Origin of the sequence: Gordonia jacobaea, from assembly GCF_001186365.1 — a bacterium.
GTDB lineage: Bacteria > Actinomycetota > Actinomycetes > Mycobacteriales > Mycobacteriaceae > Gordonia > Gordonia jacobaea.
The window spans coordinates 385,815-409,036 of sequence record NZ_LDTZ01000017.1 but is presented as its reverse complement, the minus strand read 5'-3'; the positions used below and the strand labels follow the sequence as shown (position 1 = coordinate 409,036).

The window sequence follows — 23,222 nt, the reverse complement described above, 5'->3', positions numbered from 1 at the left end:
GCGCACAGCTCGCCCCGCTCAGCGCTCCAGCTCGCCCGCGATTCGCTGCTCGATCTGGGCGGCGGCGACGTCCGGGACGTCGATGAGTCCGTCGAGCTCCTGGCGGGCCTTGCGGTAGGCGGCCTGGCGTTCCGCGGGTGTGGCGGCGGCGTCTGCGGCGACGGAGATCAGCTTGCGCGCGCGGTCGAGCGACTCGCGCTCGATGGGCGAGAAGTCGGACTGTTTGCGACGCCGCGCCTCGCGTTCGGCCGCGTCGAACGCCGCTGCGTAGTCGCCGACGGCGTCGCGGTAGCGCTCGAACTCGAGCGGGTCGAGCTTCTGGTCGGCCGACGTCGGGCGCAGATCGTCGGCCCGGATCTTCGCGCGATGAAATGCGAGCGTCAGCGGCTCGCGCATGTCGGTCATCATGGGGAACTCGATCAGTGTCGCCAGGTCGAGTTCAAAATCGAACCATCGCTGATCTATCGCGTCGTGCTTCTCGAGCACCTTGGTGATGGCTGACTTGTCGGCCTGGGTGAGTCGTAGTTGCTCGGTCTGCGCGCTCGCCTTGACCCGGGCGAGTTCGATCTTGTCGCGTCGACGCTTCTCGTTGTAGCGGGCGACCGACCCGGCCCAACCGCCGATAACTCCGCCAATCGGGAAAATCAGCCACCAGTTATTGCCCATGAAGTGCAAGAACTGATCCATGAGACAACAGTACCCACGTCAGCGGCCGCGACTACTGTGTCGACATGGCCAAAGCGGACGCCCCTACGCACGTCTTCGACACCATCGACGACTGGCGGAACTGGCTCGCAGACAACCACGATTCGTCGTCGGGAATCTGGTTGGTGTTCTGGCGCAAGGACTCCGGCCGCGTCGCCCTCGACTACGACGAAACCGTCCGCGAGGCGCTGTGCTGGGGGTGGATCGACGGACACACCCGCACACTCGACGAGCAGCGTCGCGGAATGTGGTTCACTCGCCGCGGCCGCACCAGCGCGTGGTCGGCGTCAAACAAGAAGCGCGTCACCGAACTCCTCGCCGCCGGCCGCATGCAACCGGCCGGCCAGGCCGTGATCGACGACGCCAAGGCGCGCGGTCTCTGGAATCTCCTCGACGACGCAGAGGCGGGTGTTGAGCACCCCGAGCTGACCGCGGCACTCGACGCGACGCCGCAGGCGCGCGAGCACTGGGACGCGTTTCCGCCGAGTGCGCGGAAGCTCGCGCTCACCCAGATCGCGATGGCCCGCAAACCCGAGACCAAGTCCACGCGCATCGCGACCATCGTCGAGCGCGCGTCCCGCAACGAACGGCCGTCGTAAGGAGAACCCGTCCTACATATCGGGGATCGGGAGATCGAGGTTCGGAGCGATGATACCGCCGTCGACCTCAAGCACCTTTCCGGTCACGTAGGCACCGGCGGGCGACGCGAGGTAGACGGCCGCAGCAGCGATGTCCTCGGGCTCGCCGAGACGGTGCATCGGAGTCGAGTTCTCGATTGCCGTCCGCATCGTGTCGTCGGCCGCCACGATATCGAGGGCCGACGTCAGGATCGCCCCAGGCGCGATGGCGTTGACCCGGATACGCGGGTTGAGATCCATCGCCGCGAGCCGCGTGTAGTGCGCGAGCGCGGCCTTGGCCGTCCCGTACGCCGCGTATGCACGGCCGGGTAGCCGCCCCATCGCAGAAGTGATGTTGATGATCGAGCCCGAGCCGGCCGTCTCCAACACCAGCGGAACCGCGGCCGTTACCAGCGCATGAGCATTCGCGACGTTGAAACCGAAGGCGTCGCTCAGATTCTTCGGCGAGGTGTCGAGCAGCGGACGTGGCATCGCGCCGCCGACGTTGTTCACGACGGTGTCGAGCCGTCCGAACGCGTCGACGGCGGTCTGCGCGAGGGCTGCCGCAGCGTCGGGATCGGAGAGGTCGGCGACGACGACGCGCGCACGCCTGCCCCGGTCGGCGACCTCGGCGGCCACCTTCTCCAGTTCACTTTCGCTGCGCGCTGAGATCACCGCGTCGGCGCCCGCCTCGGCGTAAGCGACAGCGATCGCCGCTCCGAGTCCGCGCCCCGCGCCCGTGATGACCGCGACGGTGTCGTCGAGTCGGAATCTGTCCAGGATCACGACTCCCGACAATGCCACAGAACTGCAACACGTTCTAGATTTTCACACACAGGAGTGCTGCGCGGACTACGACGACCTGCCCGCCACCCAGTCCATGTCGGGGTAGCGGTCGCCCGCGGGGCGCAGCGTCGACAATCGCTCGAGCTGATCTGAACTCAATTCCACCGACAGCGCGCCGAGGTTCTCGTCGAGGTAGCGAGTGCGCTTGGTGCCGGGGATCGGCACGACGTCGGCACCCTGAGCCAGCAGCCACGCCAACGCGACCTGACCCGGCGTGGCGTCGACCTCGGTTGCCACGGTGCGGATCTCATCGACCAGGGCCAGGTTGTGGTCGAGGTTCTCGGCCTGCCACCGCGGGAGTGTAGAACGGAAGTCGTCGTCGGAAACCTGCACTGCCGCAGCAGATCCCGTCAACATGCCACGGCCGAGCGGACTGTAGGGCACCATCGTGACGCCGAGTTCGCGTGCGGCGACAACATCCGACGATTCGACGTCGCGGCTGAACAGCGACCACTCCGATTGCAGCGCGGCGATGGGATGCACAGCTGCTGCGCGGCGCAGGGTGTCGGCGTTGGCCTCGCTGATGCCGAGCTCGCGCACCTTGCCCGCGGTCACCAACTCTGCCATCGCCCCGACAGTCTCCTCGATAGGCAGCTTCGGGTCGACACGATGCAGGTAGTAGAGGTCGATGGTGTCGACGCCGAGACGTCGCAGCGAGGCGTCGACCGCCGACCGCACATACTCCGGCGAACCGTCGACTTCGCCGTTGGGATAACCGGTTTCGGGATCGAGCACAATGCCGAACTTGGTCGCGAGCACCACGTCGTCTCTGCGGTCGGCCAGAACTGCCGCGAGAAGTTCTTCGTTGGCTCCCGCACCGTATACGTCTGCGGTGTCGAGCAGGTTGACCCCGACGTCGAGAGCGTGATGCAGCGTCGACCTCGCTTCGTCCTGGTCGGCCTCGCCGTACGCGAAACTCATTCCCATACAACCCAATCCGAGCGGTGAGACCTCGAGGGAGCCGATGCGCCTGCGGTTCGCGGTTGTCGGGTCTGTTGATGCGGTCATGGCTGTGTCCTTCCGCCGTAGGTGGCGATCTTGTATTCGGTTGCTGCCAACGAGAGCGTGAGTTCTGAGATCTGCCGTCGAATCGTGTCGCGGTGCTCCAGCAACATCTCGAGCCGCTCCGGGACGGTGTCTTCGCCCTCGTCGACCAGTTCGACGTAGTGCTGGAGGTCACGAATGGCCATGCCCGACAGCCTCATTCGTGTCAGGAAGACCAGTCTCCGCACGGCGTCGGCGTCGTAGCGCCGGTTTCCCGACGCATCGCGGGGCACGGAGACAAGTCCGATCCGCTCGTAGTACCGCAGTGTGTGCGCCGAGACGTCGAGCATCTCCGCCGTCTGGGCAATGGTCAGCGGCTCGTCGATCTCGTCGGCTTCGACCAGGCGGTGGATGACCTCGACCGACAGCGGACCGTCGAGTTCGTTCAACGTGGCCAACGCCCTGCTCATGAGGTGATCTGTGCTCATGACAACAACGCTAGGCCTTTGAGCGCGCTCTAACGCAAGACCTGATCGATGATCACGTCGAGCGGCAGCGTGGCGTCGACGGTCATTCCCCGCTCGTCGGGTCCGAGTGGTTCGAGTGCGGCGAACTGCGAGTCGACGAGCGCGGCAGGCATGAAGTGATCACGCCGCCCGCGCACGCGTGCCAGTGCGGCGTCATGGTCGAGGGCGAGCATCACGAAGAACACCCCGGGAGCCTTGCCGCGCAGTCGATCCCGATAGGCGCGACGCAACGCCGAACAGGCGGCCACGCCGTCGTCGTGCTCGGAGAGCCAGGTACCGACCACATCGAGCCAGGGCAGCCGATCGGCGTCGGTGAGTGGATGTCCCGCAGCCATCTTCGCGATGTTGGCGGCGGGGTGCAGATCGTCGGCATCGACAAACGGCACGGCACCGCCAGACGCGAAGCGAGCGCCAGACCGACAGTGCTCTTCCCGCACCCCGACACACCACAGACGACGATGGGGGACTCAGTAATCGCGACCAGCCGCCACGGTCGACACGAGATCGTCTCCTGCGCGGAACCGACGGATGTTCTCCGCGATCCACGGCGCGAGCTCGCGGGTGAGACCCGACGATGGGTTGGCGATGTGCGGTGTGATGATCACGTTCGATAGCGACCACAGCGGATCGTTTCGCGCGGGCGGTTCGGGATCGGTCACGTCGAGTGCAGCGCCCGCGATCTCATGCCCCTTGAGCGCCCAGTACAGCGCCTGTTGGTCGACGAGAGGTCCGCGTGCGATGTTGACCACCCACGCATGGGAAGGCAACTGCGCCAACACCTTTCCGTTGATCAGGTGATGGGTTTCGGGAGTCGACGGGGCGGCCAGGACCACGTGATCGCACGACGACCACACCTCGTCCATCCGCGACGACGGCAACGTGCGCTCGGCGCCGTCGACCTCGCGTCCCGAATGATTGACCGCGAGAACCGAAGCGCCACAGGCCTTCAGACGTGGGATCAGCGATCTCGCGATGCCGCCCGCACCGATGATCGCCACGGTCGCCCCGCGCAGTGTGCGCACCGCGGGGTCAATATGGTCTTTGTCCCAGCCCCACCGCACCGACGTGTTGATCTGCCGAAGACCGGCCAGCAAGAGCGCGAGTGCGTGCTCGGCGACATTCTCTGCATAGAAGCCGGACGCATTCGTCCACACGCGCTTGTCGTCGAGAACACCCGCGGCGACGAACTCTTCGATCCCCGCCGTCTTCAGCGCCACCCATTCGACGGTGTCGGGGAGATCGGGGAATCCCGCCGCGCCTCCCAACCAGATCAGGACCCGGGCGGCGTCGAGGTCGGTCTGCGTCGCGTCGGCGTCGTCGAGGGCCGCGGTGATGTATTGATCGCGCTCGGGGAGGACGGCGACCGAGATCGTCGAATCAGTATGCGAGGCGGCCGAACTCATCACTCACGCCCAGCGAGTTTCTTTGCGGCTGATGTTGCGAGCGTGTCGGCGATCTCGTTGTAGTGGTCTCCCGCATGACCTTTCACCCATTTCCAGGTCACCTCGTGCACCTTCTCCTCCTCGATGAGGCGGCGCCACAGGTCCGCATTCTTCACGGGCTTCTTGTCTGCTGTTTTCCAGCCGTTGCGCTGCCAGCCACTCACCCACTTGGTGATGCCGTTTCGCACGTAACTCGAGTCGGTGTAGAGGATCACCTTCGACGGCTTGGTCAGTGCCGCGAGTCCCTCGATCGCTGCCGTCAATTCCATCTTGTTGTTGGTGGTATCGGGTTCAGCGCCGGAGATTTCCTTCTCATGACCGCGGTATCGCAGAACCGCACCCCATCCGCCCGGCCCGGGATTCCCCAGGCAGGCGCCATCGGTAGAAATTTCGACGACGTCCGCGGCAGCCGATGCGGCCGTCACCAGTGCGTTGTCACCATCGTTCACGAGAGTCTCTGACACTCCTCCCAGGTTACCCACTGCCATGATCGCTGTGAATTGCATAGAGTTGGTTGCATGCCGGTCTGGGATCCGAGTCGATACCTACAATTCTCCGACGCTCGTGCCCGCCCCTTCCTCGATCTGATCGCCGAGGTGCCGACCAATCCGTCGACCATCGTCGACCTCGGATGCGGGCCTGGGCAGCACACCAAGCACCTACGCGAACGCTGGCCCGAAGCCCTGGTCCTCGGAATCGACGCCTCGACAGAGATGATCGCCGAGGCCATCCGCGAGAACATGGACGGGCTGGCCAACTACGACGTCGCCGACCTCACCGAGTGGACACCTCCCGAACCCGTCGACCTGTTCTTGTCGAACGCGGTGTTCCAGTGGGTCCCCGATCAGGAAGTCGCAATCGAGCGGCTACTGCCCCACCTCAACGACGGTGGCGCCTTCGCAATCCAGGTTCCCAACAACACCGGTGCCGCCACCTATCGCAGCCTCAACGAGCTCGCCGAAGAGGAGCCGTACGCGCAGTACCTCGGCGACGTCCGCAGACTCCCCTGGCTCGAGCCCGATTTTTACCTGAACTTCTTCGCCGAGCGCGGCTACGAGGTCAACGCGTGGGAGTCGACGTATCTGCACATACTCAAGGACAAGGGCGACGACCCGGTCTTCGACTGGATCTCCGGCACCGGTGCGCGCCCCTTCCTCGAAGCGCTTCCCGACGAACTGCGTGACGAGTTCAGCGAACAACTCAAGCACCGACTCCGCGCGGCCTACCCCGCCCGCGACTGGGGCACGGTGCTCCCCTACCGCCGCACCTTCGCCGTGGCCTACCTGCCCCGCTGATCACCCCACCGAACGAGCCTCCTCCGCTGATCGAGCCCCGCCCCGCTGATCGAGCCCCGCCCCGCTGATCGAGCCCCGCCCCGCTGATCGAGCCTGTCGAGATCACACCCCCACCGGCCGCACGCCCGTGTACACCCCCTCGGGCCGGAACCGCAGCCGCTTCTCGCCGTACTCCTCGAGCGCGTGCGCGGTCCACCCGACGATCCGAGCAACGGCGAAGATCGTCTCCGCGGCATCGGGGCGCATCCGATAGCTCAGCGCGAGCGCGGCCAACGCGAAATCGGAGTTGACGAACGTCGACGACCCGAGCGCCCTGGTCACACTCGACATCGCGCTCGACACGCGCGGGTCCCCGTCGCCTGCGTCCCGCAGTAACTCCGTCAACGTCTCCGCGCGCGGATCACTGTGCCGATAAACCACATGCCCAGTACCCGGAATCCGCTCGCCCAGGCGCAGGCGTTCACCGACAACCGATTCCGGATCGTCGAGCGTCTCTGCGAGAAATCGGTACGCGAAAGTCGTTGCGCCGCCGTGCATCGGGCCGTCGAATGCACCAAGACCCGCGCTGACCACGGCGTACACACTTCCCCGCGCGCTCGCCGCGACACGGGCTGCGATCGTTCCGGCGGACAGGTCGTGATCGGCGAGCAGCACAAGTGCCGCGTTGAGTATCCGCACCCGCTCCGGCGTCGAGGGGTCGTCTGTCAGAAGGGGCCAGAGCCGCTCCGCGAACCCACGACCCTCGACGTCGGAACCGTCCACAACGTCAACGCCGACGATCGTCTCCAGAATCGTCGCCGCCTTGACGGTCACGGCTGCGGGATCGAGTTGATGCCTGCGCGCATCGTCGGCTCCGAGAAGGTCGACGATCAGTCGTATCCGATCAAGACCTCGCGCAGCCGGCCCGAGCGCGGCGTCGACCCGACCCGGCACATCGCCGACCGCACCCGGCGGGATAGTCGGCCACGGTTGCTCCCACAGCAGTGCCGCTACCTCCTCGAATGACATGTCCCGCGCGAGGTCGCCGACGGCGTGTCCCCGGTAGTACAGCCGGTCGTCGTGCAGATAGGTCAGTTGCGTCCGAATACGTTCGACGACGCCTGCCGGTGGCCGTGGTCGGCCTGCGGTCAACAGCTTCTCGACCTCGTCTACCGGAAACACGCTCCCCGACACACCGTCGATCCGCTGACTCTGCAACCGCCCGCGACTGACGTAGGCGTAAACCGTTGATGCCTTGACGCCCAACGCCTTTGCGACCTGTTCTGTGGTCAGGTAGTCGCGCCCGTCATGGTGCACCGGTGTTGGCCAGCGGCGTCGATGAATGCGTTGCACATATTGATTGAATCAACATTGACGACGATGCACCAAGGGGTGATCGTTGCACCCATGACTGATGTGCTGATCGCGCCCGCGGGCCTCGCGAATGTCGTTGTCGCCGACACCGAAATCGGTGACGTCCGTGGCGACGAGGGCTTCTACCATTACCGAGAGTTCTCGGCCGTCGACCTCGCACGCACCAAGACCTTCGACGAGGTGTGGTTCCTGTTCGTGCACGGACACCTACCCGACGAAGCCGGACTCGACTCCTTCGTCTCAGCGACCAGAGCGTTGCGGACACTCCCCGACGAGATCTCCGGCATCCTCGCGACGTCGGCGATGCTCGGTGGCGAGCGTGAACTCCTGACCGGCCTGCGCACGGTGATGTCGGCACTCGGGCCCACCTTCGGCGTCCGGCCCCTCTGGGATTCCGACGCACAGACGCGGCACTTCGACGCACTGCGGGCAACCGCGCTCACGCCGACGATCCTCGCAGCGCTGCACCGCATTCGCACAGGTCAGGAGCCGCTCACGCCCCGAGATGACCTGGGCGTCGCGGCCAACTGGCTCTACCTGATCACCGGCACCGAGCCATCACGGGAGCACGCCCGCGCCGTCGAGCAGTACCTCATCCTGACCATGGATCACGGATTCAACGCCTCGACCTTCACCGCGCGTGTCATCGCGTCAACGGGGGCCGACGTCCACGCAGCTCTGTGCGGCGCGCTCGGCGCATTCTCGGGTCCGCTGCACGGAGGCGCCCCGGATCGCGCGCTCGACTCCCTCGACGAGATCGTCGCACACGGCGACGCCCTGACGTGGGCGCGCGAGCAGGTGGCGCAGCGTCGTCGAATCATGGGTTTCGGGCACGCCGTCTACCGCACCGAGGACCCCCGATCGGTGCTGTTGCGCGAGGTCGCGCAAGGTCTAGGCGGACCGACGGTCGACGCCGCGATCGCCGCCGAGCAGGCCATCGTCCAGGCACTCGCGCAAGCCCACCCCGACCACCCGCGCTACGCCAACGTCGAGTTCTACGCCGGGGTGGTGATGGACGCCTGCGGCATTCCGCGATCGATGTTCACGCCGACCTTTGCGGTGAGCCGCACGGTCGGCTGGTCGGCCAACATCCTCGAACAAGCCAACAGCCGCAAGATCATTCGACCCGCCGCGCGGTACGTGGGGCCCGCTCCGATGGTGGGGTGACCTACGAGCCCGACGGCGCGTCGAAGCGCCTGGTGCCTGCCAGTCACACCACCACCACCACGGTTGCGAGACGACCCCTATTCAAGGACGTTCACCGATACGCCTCCTCGCCGACCGCACCCTCGACGAGCAACACCACATCCCCACGACCCAGCTAGGCGGTGCGCTCCCATTTTGCTTGCAGTGTCCCACGTCCACTCTCCGGCAATCCTGGACGCAACAACGTCCAGCTCGGCGCGCGAAGCAACACCACCGGCAGCAACGGAAATATCAATTGACCATACGTCATATTCCAATATCGTCAATATGCAACACAGACGACGAACACTTCTTAAGTGTCTCCGTTAGCGCCCATACGTACGACCCTGCGGGAAGAAGAATGCCAGGCGAGAATGTAACGAGTGGTTTAATCAAGCCCTTTACTGCCGCGACACCACCTAGTCGAAGAGCAATGATTATTGGAACCGCGAGTAGCGCGCCGAATCCACCCAGACAAATCGCGAAGTTGACCGAGTCGGCAATCCAGTCTCTCTTGGGATTATTGGGCTGACTACGCACAGGGCCGGAGCCATCGATGCTAATCCCAATCTTAGGCGGATCGGTTAGAGCACCCCATCCGTTTTCGCCCGGCAAGCCGTTACAGATGACTGAAACTTGGTAGTCGCCATTCGCGATCGGTGTCGTTTGATTCGGCCCCCACGCCCTTGTCGACCAGGTACCGTCCTCCTTCACGGGTACCCAACCGCTGAGGAAAGAGTAGCCTTTACCGCCGTCCGCGTTCGCGGACTGGCCTGTGAAGTAGCACTCGCGGATCACGACCCGCCCAGGAGTGAGCTCGAACCTTGTCCGCAGGCCCGAAGCAGAAGCAGTCAACAGACCGCCACTCTGCGAACCGAATCCGACAACGCCCTCAACCGCTCGATAGTTCGGGGTGGTGACCTTGTCAGCCGAGGCGACTGGGGTGGAAACTACATACGCAGACGCAATGCTCGCGGCTACCACTGCGATCGCGGTTAGTCGAGCCGAGCGGTTCATGAGATGCCTTTCAAGTTCATAGCCTTTGCCGCAACAAACGCTACTTCCAACGTCTGGCCATAACCAGCTCCGGGCCGCAGATTCCCCCGTTCAGACCAACGACTCTCGGTACCGCTAAGAGACCGCGGAAATGCATCACTAGGACGATACGTCGATATCTCAGAAGAGTGACCGATGCCGGTCATCCCGAAACATCAAACTCTTGTTGACGATGCCAAGGAAGTACGCAACGCATGCAACGCCGATGCGACCTTCGTAGCTTTGTCCGGTACTTACTGCAGCGCCTCAATACCGACTCCAACGAGATTCCGCGCCTCTCTGACGACCGCTCCCGCTGAGGGGGCGTCGAGGTCAATGTTCACCGGGTCACCGGCGCCGGCGTTGTGATCGGGGCCACCAGACCTGCTGCCCGCTGCACGGTACGTGGGGCCCGCTCGACGGTGGGCTGACCCACGAGCCTGACGGTGAGTTGACGTTCTGGGGACCAACGACGCTTACAGAGCGCCAAAGTCGGTGAGACACTGTAAACATGCCACGTCGAGCAGTACTGATCAGAGCGATCAACGTCGGTGGTGCGAAGGTTCCGATGAAGGAATTGCGCAGCATCGCAGGCGATCTCGGAGCAACCGACATCTCGACGTACATCGCTTCCGGCAACCTGATCTGCACGCCACCGGCGGCGCCGAACCATTTCGACAGAGCACTCGAGGCGGCAATCGAGCAGCGCTACGGATTCTTCCGCGAAGTGATCAGCCGTTCGCGCGACGAACTCGTGACCGCTCTCGACACCCACCCGTTCGATGTCGTCGACGAGAAGTTCTCGTACGTCTACTTTTTGGTGGATACGCCACCGGAGGATCGACTGAAAGCGTTTTCGGACAAGGTCTTCGGCAACGATCTCTCCCAGGTCATCGGCTCCGACCTCCACATCCGCTACGCGGAGGGCGCAGGCACCTCGAAGCTGACGGCACCCGTGATCGCACGGGGACTCGGCGTGCAGGGCACAGGGCGCAACCTACGGACCGTCCGCAAGCTGATCGAGCTGACCGCCTAGTGGCAGGCCCGCCCGATCGTGCTGATCGCGGCGTCGATATCGCTGCGCTGCTGCTCCGCGGGCGTCTCCCACAGCTTCTTCGGTAGTTCCTCGAGTTCGACGATGGCGGCGTCGATCGCTTCGAGTTCCGAGTCCCGCTCCTCCTCGGGGAGGGTCGAGACGTGAATGAGCTTGTCGTCCAAGTCGAACACTGCCGCGTCCAGACGATCGCGCTCGGCCACCAGGCCGGCGTCGTTGGCGATCCACGGGTTCTGGTGGACGTCGGCGATGGCATAGCGGATTCGACGGTGCATCCGCGCCTCCCGTGACGTCGACGTCGTCCAGTCGTCGGGGGCGCGGCTCGGCTGGCCGGGGATGAGGTCGTTGGAGCGCGCGAAGCGTCGAACCCGCTTGTCGGAATCGACGGCGAACCACGCCGCTCCTGCCAGAATGATCAACGCGACCGCAATGGTCACGATGATGACTATCCACGCGACCGCGCTCATGACTGGACTCCCTGCACCGACATCTCACCCGACACGGACATAGTCCGACCTTAGCCGTGGTGCCGCGCCGCGACGTCGGGATGCGCGCGTGTCCTCGACTTCCACGCGTTCTCCCCGTACGTCGAGTAGAGCGGGTTGGCCGGATCCTCTTCGACGCCGCGCGAGAGTTGTGCGAGGTCGGGCGGTAGGGCGAGCGTCGGGACCCGGGCGTCGAGCGCCGGGTTGAGGAAGTAGGGAATCGAGATTCGGTCGGTTCCCGGCGCCGGAGCGAGTACCCGGTGCCGCGTCGCCCGCAGGAAGCCGCCCGTCGCGACCTCGAGCAGTTCTCCGATGTTCACGATGAACGCACCCTTGAGCGGCGGTGCGTCGATCCACTCGTCGGCACCCGCCTCCACCTGTAGGCCGGTTGAATCCGGTTCGACGAGCAGCAGCGTGAGCACACCCGAATCCTTGTGTGCGCCAACGCCTTGCGATGTCTGCGTGGTGCCCGGATAGCGCACCACCTTGATCAGAGTGGCCGGTGCCGTCGCGAAGGCGTCGTCGAAGACGGTCGCATCGCCGGTGAGTGCGTGCGCCCAGTGACGCAACAGCTCCAACCCGACCCCCGACAGCGCGGCGTCCCACTTCTCGAACGCCGGACGCAGCTCCGGAAGGGCGGACGGCCACAGGTTCGGCCCCTGCAGATTCCAATACCCCTGGGCGTCCTCGATCACGTCGCGCTCGGGTCCGATATCGATCTGCTCGCGCCAGTCGACCTCCGAGTTGGTCAGTTCGCCACCGAGGCGCGAGTAACCACGGAAATGCGGACTCTCGAGCTGGCTGATCTCGTCCTTGGCATCAGCGGGAAGCGCGAAGAAACGCCTGGCCAGCGCCAGGATCTCGTCGATCTGCTGTTGCGGGACGCCGTGTCCGACGAGGTAGAAGAAGCCGACTCGGTGCGTCGCGTCGAGGAGCGCGGATTCGAACCCCGCGGGATCGGAGGCGGCCGTCGAGAGGTCGATGATCGGTAGACCCATCAGTCCATTATCTACCCGAGCTAAAACGGGTCCCTACGCGCTCGGCGCCTTCGCCGCCGCAACCGCGGCAGTGTTGACGCGCGTCAGGGCTCGGTGCAACTCTTCGAGATCAGACAGCTCGACGCCCAGTGCATCGACGACGGCCCCCGGAATCGACAACGCCTGCTCACGCAGTGCACGACCCGACGACGTGAGCTCGACGTCGACGTTGCGTTCGTCGTCGCCGCGACGCCTGCGCACGATGAGTTGCTGTTGTTCGAGTCGCTTGAGCAGCGGAGAAAGGGTCGCGGAGTCGAGTTGCAGCACCGCACCGATGTCTTTGACCGCCCTCGGTTCCGACTCCCAGAGCGCGAGCATGACCAGATACTGCGGATGCGTCAGGCCGAGCGGATCGAGCAATCGGCGATAGATGCGCAGTACCGAACGATTCGCCACGGCCAACGCGAAACAGACCTGCCGCTCCAGGAGTAGCGGGTTGGTGTCCATGTCGTGCGGATCGGCCGTGTCCTGCGAACTCACCTATTCAGTGTGTCATATTCAATCGTTCGCTATCGATTGGCGAGCTGCTCAGGCGGCAGTGCTCGGTGCTTCGGGGTCGGGCTGCGAAGGCCTACCCGCGACGAGGTCGGCAAGCTTCAGTCCATAGGAACCGAATTGCGCGTCGAAATGCTCCGCGCGATACGTGGCACGGTCCTGTTTGGCCTTCGAATAGTGCTTGCGTGCCCAACGAGAACCCGGGCGCGCCAACCGAACTGCGCCGATCCACGCGACCGGCGGGAGGTACGCCCCGATGACGGCCGTCGAATACTTGCCCTTGGCCACGCAGACGAGCAGCACACCGATGTGCACGACGAGGACCACGAGAATCACCACGTGGCCTGCGCCGAACCGTGCCGACTCGTCGTCGTCGGTGGTGACGGGATTGAGACCGAGCAGCAGTAGCCCGAGTGCCGCCACGGTGAGGGCAACGACCTGCACCGAGAGCTGGCCCTCCCGCGACCAGTACACGTCCTGCATGTGGAGGATCATCGCGAACTCGTCGAGCACCAGCGACGCCCCGATGCCGATCAGCACTGCCGCGATCTCGCCGGCGGGCGCAGTGCCGTCAGCCGCCACGGACGTGATGGCGCCGATGATCAACAGGATGATCCCGGGTACCGCGTGATGGATGTGCACGCCACCGGAGACGTTGTTGCGGAACGGCCCCTTGCCTGCGCGGATCAGGCGGGTGATGACGCGGGTGATGACGAACGTCAGCAGGAACGCCACGAACAGCAGCGCCAGTGGTAGTCCCGCCGGACCGTGGTTCATCGCTTCGGCGTGATCCCGGTGCGCTGCTGCTCGATCTTGAGGCAGCGATCCTCGACGTACAGCAGGCCTGCCTCCTCGGCGATCGCGCGCGCCTCCGGCGACGTGATCCCCAACTGCAACCAGAGCGCCTTGGCGCCCGCGGCGACGGCTTCACGAGCGATCTGCGGGCAGTCGGCCGACGGGCGGAAGACGTCGACGAAATCGACCTGCTCCGGAACGTCGGCGAGGGCCGGGTAGACGGCCTCCCCGACAATCGTCTCGGCAGTGGGATTGACCGGAATGATGCGCCAGCCCAGCGACTTCATCAGCGCGGGAACCCCGTTCGACGGCTTGGCGGGGTTGGCGCTGGCCCCGACGACCGTGATCGTGTCGAAGGTGCGCAGGATCTGTTCGGCGACATCATCGGTGCTCATGGTGCCCAAGTCTAGGTGTGCACTCCCTGCGTGGCGGGCTGCTCGCCTTCCTCACTCGTCAACCACGCAACCAACGACGCACCGATGATCGCGCACACGAAGCCGACGACCGCGAGCCACTCCAGTCCGTCGACGGCCTTGTCTCCGAGGAACACCACACCGACGATGGCGGGAAGACCGGTCTCTCCGACGACGAGGACCGCGGTGACGGCGTTGACCGGTCCGATCTGCAGCGCAAGGGTCTGGATGTAGAACGCCATGGCACCCGCGATCGCGATGGTCCATGCTGCCGGATCTTTCAGCACCGTGAGGGGGTCGAACGGGGAGACGCCGTCGAGCACACGCACCGCGACTGCCAGCGCGCCGTACATGAGACCCGCGATCGCGCCTCCGAAGATGGCTCCGCGACTTCCGAGTGCCCGCATGACCGCGACGCCGAGTACCGCAACCGCCGTGGTGATCACGAACAGCGCACAGTGGAATTTCATGTCAGCGTGTGTCGACGCCTCTTTGGACGCCGATGCGCCGAGTACACACAGCGCGAACACGACGAGCAGGATCGCCGCCCAGTCTTTTGCGCGCAGCGCGGTATGGAGCATCACCGTGCCCAACAGTGCGGTCACGATGAGATTGCCCGCCACGATCGACTGCGCGAGGAACAGCGGCAGGAATCGCGCCGCGATCGCGCCTCCGATGAAACCGAGCATCACGGTCAGCGTGCCGAGGAGAAACGTCGGATTGGTGAACGCGGCTAGCGCACCGCTCGCCGATCCGCTGTTGCCGGAACCCTGTGCCGCCTCTTGTGCCCCTTTGGCACGCAGGACCGTCGAGAGTCCGTATGCCAGTGCAGCCAGACACGCCGCGACGATACCGATGACGTACATGTCACTCGTCGGGGTAGGGCTGATGCGCTCTGCGAGGGTCGCCGTAGGTGATCGCTCGTTCGCTTCGAGTTCCGGTGATCAGCGTTGCCGACCAGGTCACCAGCGCGCCCATGCGGTTCCGAACGCCCGCGAGGAAGGCCACGTGGATCACTCCCCACGCGAGCCAGCCCAAGGTTCCCGACATTTCCAGAGGACCACTCTGCACGATGGCATTTCGTCGCGCGATGTAGGCGGCATTTCCGAGGTCGTGATACTTGAAAGGCTTACGTTCTGATTGTCCCGCAACGAGATCCGCGATCACGCCACCCACGTGACGTCCACCCTGCATGGCCACCTCTGCCACGCCCGGCAGTTTGTTCAACGACGACGTGTCGCCCGCGACGAATACCTCGGGGTGTCCTTCGACGGAGAGGTCGTCGCGCACCGGAATCCGACCGGAGCGGTCGGCCTCGACGCCGAGCGCCTTGGCGAGAGTCCGCGCGAACGGGACAGCCTCGACGCCCGCTGTCCACAACGTCGTCCTGGCTTTGTATGTCGTGGTCTCGTCGGTCTTCTTGTCCTTGGTCGTGACCGTGTCCTCGCCGACGTCGACGACATGGACCCCGAGATGGGTTTCCACGCCGATCCTGTCGAGGGTGCGCTGCGCCTTCTTGGACAGCGACTCGGTGAACGACGGCAGGATGCGATCGGCTCCGTGGAAGAGGAGAACCCGGGCTTCGGTCGGGTCTATCGAATCGAACTCTCGACCGAGTGCGAGCGTCGCCAATTCGCGTATCTGTCCGGCGATTTCGACGCCGGTAGGGCCCGCGCCTGCGACAGCGAAGGTGAGCCACTTCCTACGCTCCTCGGGATCGGTGAGTGTCTCGGCAATCTCGAAGGCGCCCAACACTTGTCGTCGAATCGCAAGCGCGTCGTCGAGCGTCTTCATGCCGATCGAGTTCTCGATCGCGTCGTCGCAGCCGTGATACGCGGTCCGCATGCCGGTCCCGACGACGAGGTAGTCGTAGCTGATCTGTGCGGGACTGCCGTCGGCACCGAGAACGGTGAGAACCTTTGCCGCGACGTCGATGTCGTCGGCCTCGCCGAGCACCACGTTGACGTTGCGCTGACGTCGAAGCAGATGCCTGATCGGGCTGGTGATGGCACCTTCCGAGAGCACGCCGGTTGCGCACTGGTAGAGAAGCGGCTGGAAGAGGTGGCTGGTGCCGCGATCGACGACGGTGATCGAGACCGGCACCTTCTTGAGTCGCCGAGCTGCGTGTACTCCGGCGAACCCGGCTCCGATGATCACTACGTGTGGCTTGGAGGCCATGCTTCAGGCTCCCGTGTGAGAGGTGGTGGCGGTGCGGGAGGTGACCGCGTACGTCGCGGCGCCGAAAGCACCGGTCACCGCGAAGACCGCTGGCCATGCGCCGATCTTCTTCGCGAGTGGGTGCGACAGCCCGAACGCTGCGAGGTAGCCCGTGAGAAGTCCGGCCGCCGGTCCCGGCCCCCTGCTCAGCCACTGGCGCGTGCACCAGGCGCCCGCAATTCCGAGGACCACGCCCCCGAGTGGACGTTTGCCGGTGTACCGTGCGGTCGCATATCCGCCGATCAAGCCAGCACTGGCAACACCGACAGTGGGATCCACATGCATGCCGGTCAGCCTAGCAATGGTTGAGGCTGCGCCGCGTGGTTGCGCGTTGAGCTGAGCGCCCACTCGACCGACGCCGATTCCTGCCACACTGGAGCCATGGGTGACCAACCCGCAATCGTGCTCGTGTCGTCCGGCCACGCAGAGCAACTTCGCGGCGAGTTCGGCCGGTACCTCCGTGACTATCGCATCGAGTGTGCGGAGTCGGCCGTCGGAGCGGTCGTGCTCCTCGGCAGCCTTGTGGGCGAGGGGGTTCCGGTGGCGCAGATCGTCGTCGAGTCCGAGTTGCCCGACATGTCGGTGTTCGAGGCGCTGAGCACTTTCCGAAGCATCGTGCCGACGGCCAAGCGTGTCGTCGTCATCTCGTGGGAGAACTTCGGCGCCCACATCGAGTTGCTGCGACCCGCCCTTGCGAAGGGCAAATTCGACACATTTTTACTCATGCCGCGCGGCGCTCGCGACGAAGAATTCCACTACGCGATCACCGAGATGCTCTCGGATTGGGGAGCGACTGTCGCGACCCCGGTCGTCGATTCCGTTCGTGTCATCAGCGACTCGTCGTCGGCGCTCACGCTCGGCATCAGGGACATCCTCGACCGCATGGGGATGCCCAATCGGGTGTACCCCAGCGACAGCGTCGAGGGGCAGGCAGCCATCGCGCTGTACGACTCGGGTGGCGCGCCCGTTCCGTTTCCGCTCGTCCACTCCATGGCCCCGAAGTTGCGTAACCGCGTGATCGCTCCGGGCACAGCCCGCGACGTGTCGGCGCTCATCTACGGACGGCCGTCGGATGTGGATGAGGACGAGATCGTCGACCTGGCGGTCGTCGGCGCGGGACCTGCGGGACTTGCTGCCGCCGTGTACGGCGCTTCGGAAGGCTTGTCGACGGTGGTTCTGGAATCCGATGTCGTTGGGGGACAAGCGGGTACGAGTTCGATGATCCGTAACTACCTCGGCTTCCCGCGCGGCATCTCCGGCATGCGTCTCGCGCAACGCGCCCGCACACAGGCAACACGTTTCGGTGCGCGCTTCTACTCCGGCTGGCCGGTCGACGAACTGCGACTCGGCGTCGACGACGCTCCGCATCGCCTCTGCACCGAGGGTGGCGACGTGTTGGCGAGAAGTGTGCTCATCGCGAGCGGTGTCGCGTATCGACGACTCGGTGTCGAATCGCTGGAATCGCTTGTCGGGTCTGGTGTGAACTACGGCGCAGGGATGTCCGCGGCTCGCGAGATGGACGGCCGTGACGTGTTCGTCGTCGGCGGTGGCAACTCTGCCGGACAGGCCGCGATTCATCTCGCCCGCTTCGCGCGCTCGGTGACGATTCTGGTTCGACGAGCAGACCTCACCGAGACGATGTCGCAGTATTTGATCGGCGAGATCGCCTATCACCCGCGGATCAGCGTGCGTGGTACCACCGAGGTCATCGACGGCGGTGGTGATGGTCAACTGGAATGGCTCGAGTTGTGCGACACCGTCACTCGCGCCAGCGAACGGGTGAACGCAGGCGGACTGTTCTTGCTGATCGGCGCCGAACCGCACTGCGACTGGCTGCCCGACAGTATTGCGCTCGACGACCGCGGATTCGTGCTGACCGGACGCGACGTTCCGAAGGATCAGTGGCCCGGCGAACTGCCGCCGCCGAATCTTGCCACAAGTGCCGCAGGGGTTTTCGCCGCCGGCGACATCAGGGCTCAGTCGATGAAGCGTGTCGCTGCAGCGAGCGGCGAGGGTGCAAGCGCCGTCCCGATGGTGCACGCGTGGTTGGCGGCAAGAAGGACGGCATCAGCCGAGAGCTGACGTCACTTGCGTTGCAGCACTTCTCGCGTGTCGAGGTCGTCGAGGAACTCTTCGACGCGCGGCCACGTCTGTTCCGCGGCGGCGTCGCCCGCGATCAAACCGAGATGACTGGTCTCGACCGTCTGGAAGTGCACTTCGGTTGAGCTGCCGAGAAGTTCGACGCCGTGGTGGGCCGCTTCCCAGCTCGCGATGGCGTCGCGGTGGCTGCCGAAGAGTTGGATGGGCTTGCGGATCGTCGTGAGATCGACGACGCGTCCGTCGAAATCGACTACACCCGACGCCAATTCGTCCCGGAAGACGAAGTTCTCCCACATCTGGAGCGATACCTTGCCCGCGTAGCCGGGCATGGCGTTCTGGAATCGGTCGATGACCTGCATACGGGCGAGTGCCTCATGGTCGTCGGCGTTGCGCATGATGTAGAGCGGCTTCTTGAGTTCACGGTCGGCGGCCAGGGCGCGGTAGGCGATACGCACCAGTGGCGCGGGAATGCCACCCATCACCTTGAGCGCGCCCGTGATCGGCGCGCCTCCGACCGGTCGCATGACCCGCTTGACGAGCGGGTACGGGGTCACTGCGTCGTAGTCGAGCGGCGTACCGATAGCGGTGAGGGAACGCACCGGCAGGTCGGGGTGCGCTGCGAGCATCAGGAGCGACACGGTCCCGCCCAGGCTCCAGGCGGCGGCGTCGAGCTCGTCGGCCGTGTAATCGGTGAGCACTCGGTCGATCGCCTGCGGCACGATGTCGTCGAAGTAGGTCTCGAAGCCGACCTGACGGTGCGCCTGCCCGACGTCACCGAAGTCGACGACGTACGGGATGCGTCCCGCGGCGAGGAGATGTTCGACGGCCGACTGTCCCGGCCCGAGGTCGTAGCAGCGAGCGGGCACCGCGAGTGGCGGGACCAGCAGGATCGGCGGCTTTCCGGACGCGCGGGCAGCCGCAACTTGTTCGGCGGTGCCGTAGCGACGCAGCGTGCGCTGCGGATCGTCGAAGAGCGTGACGTGAGGTGTCTCGGTGTCTGGCGCTACCTGATGTCCGCCGAGGATGCGTGCCAGTGTCTGCACTCGTTTCCAGCGTGACGCGGCCATCTGCACTCCTCTATCGCGGTGATCGAACAGCAATCTACGCGACGGGCCGACCGGCATACTCGGGGTATGGAGGCAACAGGTTCAGGATTGGTGGCTGTCGTCGGAACGTTGAATCTCGACCTGGTGGTCACACTCGCTCGCAGACCCGCCGTCGGCGAGACCGTCCTCGGTCGGTCGTTGACCGAGCGTCCCGGCGGCAAGGGAGCCAATCAGGCACGGGCCGCCGCCGCGGTCGCGTCAACCGCGCTGGTGGGGGCGACGGGTACCGACGCCGCCGGAGACCGGATGGTTTCCGATCTCGTCGACGTGGGCGTCGACGTCACGTACGTGCGTCGGGTATCGGGCACCAGCGGCCATGCGGTCATCGAGGTCGACGACGATGGCGACAACAGCATCATCGTGATCTCCGGCGCCAACAGCGAACTGACCCCCGACGATGTCGGCGCGGCACTCGACGCACTGCACCCGGCCGTCGTGATCACACAATTGGAATCACCCACCGAGGTCACCGCTGCAACCGCGAAGTGGTGCCACGACAACGGGATTCGTTTCGTCCTCAATCCCAGCCCGACGGCACCCGTTGACTCGTCGATACTCAGCGAGGCCGACCCGCTGATCGTCAATCAGATCGAGGCGGCGTACTACGCCGATTTGTCGGACGATGCCGAGCCGGCTGATCTCGCGCGAAAGTTGTTGACGATCAGCAGATCCGTGATCATCACGCGAGGTGGCGACGACGTGGTGGTCGCCGGAAGCGAATCTCTGGACATTCTCGACGTTCCGCAGGTCGACGTCGTGGACACCACGGGCGCGGGCGACGTCTTCGCGGGCACGCTTGTTGCGCATCTGGCCGACGGCGCAACACTTCTCGACGCCGCACGCGCCGCGAACAGGGCGTCGGCCGATCACGTTTCCGCGTCGAGATGAGGCGTGTTGGCTGTGGGCCGCAGACGACTCCCGCCCCCAACATGATTAGCGCGGGGCTCGGCTTGCCCGGCCACTGATACAGAAGGAGAAGCGCGTGCAGCGACCGTCGCGTGCAGTCGTGTTGTCGGGATGCTCGGGCGGCGGCAAGTCAACTGTGCTGGAGGACTTGGCTTCTCGCGGATTCGCCACGGTTGACGAACCGGGCAGACGGATCGTTCGCGACGAGCTCGCAACTGGTGGTCTAGCGTTGCCATGGGTGGACGCCACTGGCTTCGCTCACCGCTGCATAGATACTGCACGAGCCGACCTTGCCCACCACGAGCGCGATCAGTGGGTGTTCTTCGACCGCGGCCTCGTCGACGCCGACACCGCTCTGCGTCACTACGAGGGCGGTCATTGCACGGGTTCATCGGCATGCTCGATCGAGGAACTGCAGAGCTACCACAAGCGGGTCTTCTTCACGCCGCCGTGGCCGGAGCTGTACGCCAATGACGAAGAACGCCAACTGAATTTCACTGACGCTGTCGACGAGTACTCACGTTTGCTCGACGCCTATGAACGGCTCGGCTACAGCATCACCGTTCTGCCGAAAGTAGGCGTCACCGAGCGCTCAGACCTGATACTCGCCGAGCTGGACCTCCTGTGACTCGCTCTGATCCATAGAGCCTGGCCGACTTCGGAATCCGTTGCGCGACTTCGCCGCAAGACGGATTCCACAGGCCGCCGCGCAGGGAACGAGAATTGTCAGACCCCGTCTGTATGTTCGATGTATGTCCTTGGAAACCTTCCCCGACCCGGCCGACGCGGCCGGCGCCACAGGCGTGCCCGCGTCGCAGCCGCCGGTGCTCGCGCGTGTCGCGGAGGACAAATCCCTGTCGAAAACCGATCTGGTGGAGGTGATCGCGCACTGCGCGTCGACCATCGCGTCGGCACAGTTCCGTCTGTTGACGGCGATCAGTCTCATCCACGAGGAACACGAAGAAGACTACGGCGCCGAAATCGGCGAACTCACCGACGGCCGAGCCGACTCACCAGAAGCTGTGCGCGAGTTCGCTGCTCGCGGACAGACCGGCGACGACCCCCGCGCACAATACGGCCCAAATGGTTTGGAACGCACCATCTCCGACGTCGGCGCAGTCTTGTCGCTACCGCCGGGTCGGGCACGCGAACTGATCATCGACGCCCACGCCCTGCGCTACCGACTCCCCTACACCTCCTCACTCCTGGCCTGCGGGCGCATCGATCTGCAGCGGTTCCACATCGCTGTCGCCCGCACCAGCCTGTGCGGCCCCGACACCATCGACGAGGTCGACGCCCGCCTCACCGCAGCACTCTCAGCACGTGACCATTTGTCGACAACACGCTTTGCTGCGCTCGTCGATTCGGTTGTCGCCCACGTCGATGCCGACGCCGTCACACGACGTCGTGCCCGCATCGACGCCGACCGCAACATCCAGGTCCGGCCCGATCGGTGGACTCCCGGCCAATCCCGACTGACCGGCACCGTGCCCGCCGCCTCCGGCGCATTGATCGACCAACGCCTCACCCAACTCGCCACCAGCGTCCACGACGCCGACCCCCGCACCCACGCGCAACGTCGCGCCGACGCCCTGACCGCCTTCGCCAACGGCGACACCACCCTCGCCTGCCGATGCGACACCTGCACCACCCCCAACACCGAACCTGCTGACTCAGACTCCGACCCGACGCCAGCACCAATGCCGGTAGGTCCGCGCGCAATGATCCACGTGGTGGCGAATCAGTCCACCCTTGATGGTGAGGACGATCAGCCTGGCTACCTCGACGGTGTCGGGGTCATCGACGCCGACACCGTCCGCGAACTCGCCGCTAACGCAGCATTCGACTACCTCGACACGGGCGTCGGCGTCGGCGCTCTGGATCCGCGCCACCCCGACCACGCTGCGGCCGCCCGCGCCGCCTTGCGCTACGTGCCCAGCAAGAAGCTCCTCTCGCTGGTCCGCTCGGGGGAACTGTGCTGCACCTTCCCCGGGTGCACCAACCCGGTGTGGCACGCCGACGTCGATCACAGCACCCCATACGCCCACCACAACCCGTCCAGCGGTGGGTTGACCGTGCGCGCGAATCTCAAACCGCTGTGCCGGTTTCATCACCGCACCAAAACATTCGGCCGCTGGCGTGACTATCAACTCGACCTGCAGACAGCGATTTTCGTGTCCCCCACCGGGCACTGCTTTGTCGGCAACGCCTTCGGCGGACTCGACCTGTTCCCCAAACTCATCCCCACCAAACCACCAGATCATCCCGCGCGCCGAACCATCGACACCATCCACACCCAACGACGTGCCAAAGTCACACGCGCCGAAGAGAAGTGGAATGAAGATAACCCGCCTCCCTACTGATCACAATGCAGTGCATGTGAGCAGTCGCCAACCCGAGCAAGACGGCTGCTTCATTGCGCGCGGACCGTGGCAGCGCGACTACTTCGTCGACATGAACAACACCGGCGGGCCAGTCGACGTGTGGCGAGTCTCGAACATCGATCCCGAAGAGTTCGTGACCTCACCCGAGGGATACAGCTACGTGCCCGGCGCCATTGCGGCATCACAACTTGTCCTCACCGACACGGACATCCACCCGCGGGCGTGAGCCGCGCGAATATCG

At 65.0% G+C, this 23,222-nt stretch carries 25 protein-coding genes and 1 pseudogene; 9 read left to right on the top strand and 17 right to left on the bottom strand.

Going from position 1 to position 23,222, the window contains the following annotated elements:
• Nucleotides 1–18: 18 nt before the first annotated feature.
• Entirely contained in the window at nt 19–687 is a 669-nt protein-coding gene (locus ABW18_RS13095) for a hypothetical protein (RefSeq protein ID WP_049699376.1), read from the bottom strand.
• Between the two features lie 44 nt (nt 688–731).
• On the opposite strand from ABW18_RS13095, the gene ABW18_RS13090 reads away from it, so the two are divergent.
• Nucleotides 732–1,304: a YdeI/OmpD-associated family protein gene (locus ABW18_RS13090; protein WP_049699375.1), complete on the top strand. Its 573-nt coding sequence runs from the start codon at nt 732–734 to the stop codon at nt 1,302–1,304.
• A gap of 12 nt (nt 1,305–1,316) precedes the next feature.
• On the opposite strand, the gene ABW18_RS13085 is transcribed toward ABW18_RS13090, so the two are convergent.
• The 6 genes and pseudogenes from ABW18_RS13085 to rnhA form a co-directional block, all read right to left on the bottom strand.
• Nucleotides 1,317–2,108, bottom strand: a complete 792-nt coding sequence (locus tag ABW18_RS13085; protein ID WP_049699374.1) for an SDR family oxidoreductase — start codon at nt 2,106–2,108, stop codon at nt 1,317–1,319.
• Between the two features lie 66 nt (nt 2,109–2,174).
• Nucleotides 2,175–3,176 (bottom strand): aldo/keto reductase, encoded by a 1,002-nt coding sequence (locus ABW18_RS13080; protein WP_049699373.1) that lies wholly within the window; start codon nt 3,174–3,176, stop codon nt 2,175–2,177.
• Nucleotides 3,173–3,640 (bottom strand): MerR family transcriptional regulator, encoded by a 468-nt coding sequence (locus ABW18_RS13075; RefSeq protein WP_049699372.1) that lies wholly within the window; start codon nt 3,638–3,640, stop codon nt 3,173–3,175. The genes ABW18_RS13080 and ABW18_RS13075 overlap by 4 nt, the downstream gene beginning before the upstream one ends.
• Before the next feature lie 29 nt (nt 3,641–3,669).
• A pseudogene (locus ABW18_RS13070) lies at nt 3,670–4,154 on the bottom strand (gluconokinase).
• Complete coding sequence (locus ABW18_RS13065) at nt 4,147–5,082, bottom strand: D-isomer specific 2-hydroxyacid dehydrogenase family protein (RefSeq protein ID WP_049699371.1); 936 nt, start codon at nt 5,080–5,082, stop codon at nt 4,147–4,149. The pseudogene ABW18_RS13070 and the gene ABW18_RS13065 overlap by 8 nt, the downstream one beginning before the upstream one ends.
• Entirely contained in the window at nt 5,082–5,570 is a 489-nt protein-coding gene (rnhA, locus tag ABW18_RS13060; protein WP_049699485.1) for a ribonuclease HI, read from the bottom strand. Before rnhA ends, ABW18_RS13065 begins: the two co-directional genes overlap by 1 nt.
• A 69-nt stretch (nt 5,571–5,639) precedes the next feature.
• Here rnhA and ABW18_RS13055 point away from each other — a divergent pair, with 69 nt between their 5' ends.
• The gene (locus tag ABW18_RS13055) at nt 5,640–6,416 is read left to right on the top strand and encodes a methyltransferase domain-containing protein (RefSeq protein WP_049699370.1); all 777 of its coding nucleotides are present in this window, start codon (nt 5,640–5,642) and stop codon (nt 6,414–6,416) included.
• Between the two features lie 102 nt (nt 6,417–6,518).
• Here ABW18_RS13055 and ABW18_RS13050 read toward each other — a convergent pair whose 3' ends face one another.
• Nucleotides 6,519–7,748, bottom strand: a complete 1,230-nt coding sequence (locus tag ABW18_RS13050; protein WP_049699369.1) for a citrate synthase — start codon at nt 7,746–7,748, stop codon at nt 6,519–6,521.
• 54 nt (nt 7,749–7,802) lie between these two features.
• Between ABW18_RS13050 and ABW18_RS13045 the strand changes: the two genes are divergently transcribed.
• Nucleotides 7,803–8,936 carry a citrate/2-methylcitrate synthase gene (locus tag ABW18_RS13045; RefSeq protein ID WP_049699484.1) on the top strand — a complete coding sequence of 378 codons (1,134 nt, stop codon included), beginning with the start codon at nt 7,803–7,805 and terminating at the stop codon, nt 8,934–8,936.
• 1,564 nt (nt 8,937–10,500) lie between these two features.
• Nucleotides 10,501–11,025, top strand: coding sequence for a DUF1697 domain-containing protein (locus ABW18_RS13040; RefSeq protein WP_049699368.1), 525 nt, complete (start codon nt 10,501–10,503; stop codon nt 11,023–11,025).
• Here ABW18_RS13040 and ABW18_RS13035 read toward each other — a convergent pair.
• The 8 genes from ABW18_RS13035 to ABW18_RS13000 form a co-directional block, all read right to left on the bottom strand.
• The gene (locus tag ABW18_RS13035; RefSeq protein ID WP_049699367.1) at nt 11,022–11,510 is read right to left on the bottom strand and encodes a hypothetical protein; all 489 of its coding nucleotides are present in this window, start codon (nt 11,508–11,510) and stop codon (nt 11,022–11,024) included. The two genes, ABW18_RS13040 and ABW18_RS13035, sit on opposite strands and share 4 nt — an antisense overlap.
• Nucleotides 11,511–11,560: 50 nt before the next feature.
• Complete coding sequence (locus ABW18_RS13030; RefSeq protein ID WP_049699366.1) at nt 11,561–12,526, bottom strand: isopenicillin N synthase family dioxygenase; 966 nt, start codon at nt 12,524–12,526, stop codon at nt 11,561–11,563.
• Nucleotides 12,527–12,559: 33 nt separating this feature from the next.
• Complete coding sequence (locus tag ABW18_RS13025; RefSeq protein WP_049699483.1) at nt 12,560–13,012, bottom strand: MarR family winged helix-turn-helix transcriptional regulator; 453 nt, start codon at nt 13,010–13,012, stop codon at nt 12,560–12,562.
• Between the two features lie 81 nt (nt 13,013–13,093).
• Nucleotides 13,094–13,837, bottom strand: coding sequence for a hypothetical protein (locus ABW18_RS13020; RefSeq protein WP_049699365.1), 744 nt, complete (start codon nt 13,835–13,837; stop codon nt 13,094–13,096).
• On the bottom strand, nt 13,834–14,250 hold the full coding sequence (locus tag ABW18_RS13015) for a CoA-binding protein (protein WP_049699482.1): 417 nt from the start codon (nt 14,248–14,250) through the stop codon (nt 13,834–13,836). The genes ABW18_RS13020 and ABW18_RS13015 overlap by 4 nt, the downstream gene beginning before the upstream one ends.
• Before the next feature lie 11 nt (nt 14,251–14,261).
• Complete coding sequence (locus tag ABW18_RS13010) at nt 14,262–15,134, bottom strand: hypothetical protein (RefSeq protein ID WP_049699364.1); 873 nt, start codon at nt 15,132–15,134, stop codon at nt 14,262–14,264.
• A gap of 1 nt (nt 15,135) precedes the next feature.
• Nucleotides 15,136–16,446 (bottom strand): NAD(P)/FAD-dependent oxidoreductase, encoded by a 1,311-nt coding sequence (locus ABW18_RS13005; RefSeq protein ID WP_049699363.1) that lies wholly within the window; start codon nt 16,444–16,446, stop codon nt 15,136–15,138.
• A gap of 3 nt (nt 16,447–16,449) precedes the next feature.
• Complete coding sequence (locus ABW18_RS13000; RefSeq protein WP_049699362.1) at nt 16,450–16,770, bottom strand: hypothetical protein; 321 nt, start codon at nt 16,768–16,770, stop codon at nt 16,450–16,452.
• 96 nt (nt 16,771–16,866) lie between these two features.
• Between ABW18_RS13000 and ABW18_RS12995 the strand changes: the two genes are divergently transcribed.
• A complete protein-coding gene (locus ABW18_RS12995; RefSeq protein ID WP_049699361.1) occupies nt 16,867–18,567 on the top strand; it encodes an NAD(P)/FAD-dependent oxidoreductase in 1,701 nt (566 codons plus the stop codon).
• 2 nt (nt 18,568–18,569) lie between these two features.
• Here ABW18_RS12995 and ABW18_RS12990 read toward each other — a convergent pair whose 3' ends face one another.
• Nucleotides 18,570–19,652, bottom strand: a complete 1,083-nt coding sequence (locus tag ABW18_RS12990) for an alpha/beta hydrolase (RefSeq protein WP_049699360.1) — start codon at nt 19,650–19,652, stop codon at nt 18,570–18,572.
• Between the two features lie 66 nt (nt 19,653–19,718).
• On the opposite strand from ABW18_RS12990, the gene ABW18_RS12985 reads away from it, so the two are divergent.
• The 4 genes from ABW18_RS12985 (at nt 19,719) to ABW18_RS12970 (ending at nt 23,207) form a co-directional block, all read left to right on the top strand.
• Nucleotides 19,719–20,579 carry a ribokinase gene (locus tag ABW18_RS12985; protein WP_049699359.1) on the top strand — a complete coding sequence of 287 codons (861 nt, stop codon included), beginning with the start codon at nt 19,719–19,721 and terminating at the stop codon, nt 20,577–20,579.
• 94 nt (nt 20,580–20,673) lie between these two features.
• On the top strand, nt 20,674–21,225 hold the full coding sequence (locus ABW18_RS12980; protein WP_049699358.1) for an AAA family ATPase: 552 nt from the start codon (nt 20,674–20,676) through the stop codon (nt 21,223–21,225).
• A 124-nt stretch (nt 21,226–21,349) separates the two neighbouring features.
• Entirely contained in the window at nt 21,350–22,960 is a 1,611-nt protein-coding gene (locus ABW18_RS12975; RefSeq protein WP_049699357.1) for an HNH endonuclease signature motif containing protein, read from the top strand.
• A gap of 16 nt (nt 22,961–22,976) precedes the next feature.
• A complete protein-coding gene (locus ABW18_RS12970) occupies nt 22,977–23,207 on the top strand; it encodes a hypothetical protein (RefSeq protein ID WP_235434371.1) in 231 nt (76 codons plus the stop codon).
• The last annotated feature ends 15 nt before the right edge of the window (nt 23,208–23,222 follow it).